This window comes from Pedobacter sp. B4-66 (genome assembly GCF_018492665.1).
GTDB lineage: Bacteria > Bacteroidota > Bacteroidia > Sphingobacteriales > Sphingobacteriaceae > Pedobacter.
Genome location: NZ_JAFVME010000027.1, coordinates 1 through 2298 on the forward strand (window position 1 = coordinate 1; position 2298 = coordinate 2298).

3 protein-coding genes are annotated in these 2298 nt (G+C 35.6%); all 3 read left to right on the forward strand.

What is annotated here, in order from left to right:
• Window positions 1-468 (forward strand): hypothetical protein (locus J1905_RS23420; RefSeq protein WP_214229618.1); only part of this gene is annotated, 468 nt, incomplete at its 5' end.
• A 37-nt stretch (window positions 469-505) separates the two neighbouring features.
• Window positions 506-1687 (forward strand): retropepsin-like aspartic protease, encoded by a 1182-nt coding sequence (locus J1905_RS23425; protein ID WP_214229619.1) that lies wholly within the window; start codon window positions 506-508, stop codon window positions 1685-1687.
• Between the two features lie 94 nt (window positions 1688-1781).
• Window positions 1782-2298 (forward strand): DUF1016 N-terminal domain-containing protein (locus J1905_RS23430; RefSeq protein ID WP_250318185.1); only part of this gene is annotated, 517 nt, incomplete at its 3' end.

The window sequence follows — 2298 nt, forward strand, 5'->3', positions numbered from 1 at the left end:
ACTTTAATATTGTCTACAAGCATTGTCGCTTGTAGCTATGTTCACATATATTATTCACATAAGCTTTCAAAGCTCGATGGATTTGGTCAGTTAGTTATTGCGTTATCTATTTATTTTTTAATTCAGCTATGGTTTTCTAGTAACTACCTAGTCAAAGGCTTAACCTTCGTTCTTTTAGCAGGATCTACACTTCTATTGCTCAATATTCTTCATAATAACTACGCTGATAATCAGCTTAAGATGTATGGTACAAAGGCTAATGCCATAGTTACATCAGTTAAATACATGAGCGGTAACAAGAGTTACCCAGGGATAAAAATTAAGTTTACTTATACCTCAGGAGGCAGGATATATAATCATTCCATTATGGATGATGTTGATATTGACAGGCGATTTTTTGTTGGAGATACATTAGCCATAAAATATTCATCTATGGATCCGGACTTATTCGAAGAAGTAGGAAATTGAATTACATTACCATTGCTAATTTGCTTTGAATGAAGCCATGAAAATATTTCTCACAGCGCTCCTGCTTAGCCTAAGTGCCACATGGGCTTACTCACAAGAGGATTTTACATTAAATGATGGAGGCACCAGTCAAAAAAACTACTATACTGAAATTGAATATGAAGATATACGATGGGCACCGATTATAAAAGTGACTATCAATGGCAAAGAATATCGTTTTGCCGTTGATACCGGTGCACCTAATACGATCACAAAAGCCTTATTTGATGTGCTCAAACCCAAAATATTAAGCAAGATACCAATTCATGACGCCAACGATAACGTAGATAGTTTAAATATTGTAAACTTAAGTGAAATTACTGTAGGTGGTGTGGTGTTCAATGATGTTCCAACTGTGGTTCCAAACAACTCGTTCTTTTTTGATTGCCTAAAGATCGATGGCTTAATAGGTAGCAATATGCTCCGAAACTCTATAGTACAGTTTTCGCCAAAAAACCGTAAAATAATACTTACAGATCAGCCGGATAAATTGAATTTGAACCAGAAACAATCGACTGATTTATTCCTGTCCCCGGGGCAAAGCGAACCTTTCGTTACAATCATTTTTATAGGGAAGAGCACTGGCACTATAGGTACACTATTTGACACAGGCAGTGCAGGACTTTTTGATCTTTCTCTGGTTCATTTTGCAGGTACCGAAGGAGCTGAGGTTTTTAATGTACTGGCAAAATCAAAAGGTAGAAACAGTATGGCACTTTATGGCACCGGAATAGACACGGCACAATATCGGATAAGGGTACCTGAGTTCAGAATTAACGGCACTGCTTTTAAAAATGTAAACGCAAATACCACACCTGGAGAGCAATCGAGGATTGGGTCAAAACTTTTAGATTACGGAATAGTAACTGTAGATTATAAAAACAGAAAATTTTACTTCGAGCCTTTTCAAACTTCAATCGATTTACTGGAGGGTACGTTTCCGGTAACGTTTATTCCAAAAGACAATAAAATATTTATAGAAATGATTTGGGATGAGCAAATGAAGGATAAAGTTAATGTCAATGACCAGGTCCTTGCAATCGATGATATCGACTATACAAATATATCCATGTGCGATTTCTTACTTAAAACTGACCTGTATGAAGGTAAAAATCAGGCGATTTTAACTTTGAAAACTCCTGATGGCACAATTAAAAAAGTAACAATAAGCAAGAGGTAGAATGTCATTTACTTTTTTGAAAATAATTCATGAAACACCACTTTCACAATGATCTCTTTACCACTTCATCGGCTGTTTTCTTTAAATTTGAAGTATGACCAATTATATCGAAGAAATCAGAGGTATATTAACTAGCGCTAGACAAAATGCTTACACTGCTGTAAACTCCGCGATGGTGGAAGCCTATTGGTTGATTGGAAAACGTATTGTTGAACAGGAACAGCACGGCGAAGAAAGAGCAATTTATGGAGAGGGTATTTTAAAAGAGCTTTCCAAAGCTTTGACAGCTGAATTTGGTAAAGGTTTTTCTTATGCCAATTTATATAATTTCAGACAGTTTTATCTTACTTATCCTGAGCAAAACAAATTCTACACACTGTGTAGAAAATTGACATGGAGCCATAATCGGTTAATTATGAGAGTTGAAAATGAGGTCGCAAGAGGGCTTTATTTAAATGAAGCGGCTGAACAGAACTGGAGTGTTCGAACTTTGGAGCGTAATATAAATACCTTTTATTATCATAGGTTATTATCTTCAAACGACAAATTAGAAGATGTAAAAGACAGTGAAGTATTAGAAAAACAACAGCCAGAAGATTTTATTAAAGACC

Bases quoted from the DNA above. Each gene is read 5' to 3' on its own strand.
- J1905_RS23425 (WP_214229619.1), top strand. From the start codon at position 506: ATGAAAATATTTCTCACAGCGCTCCTGCTTAGCCTAAGTGCCACATGG.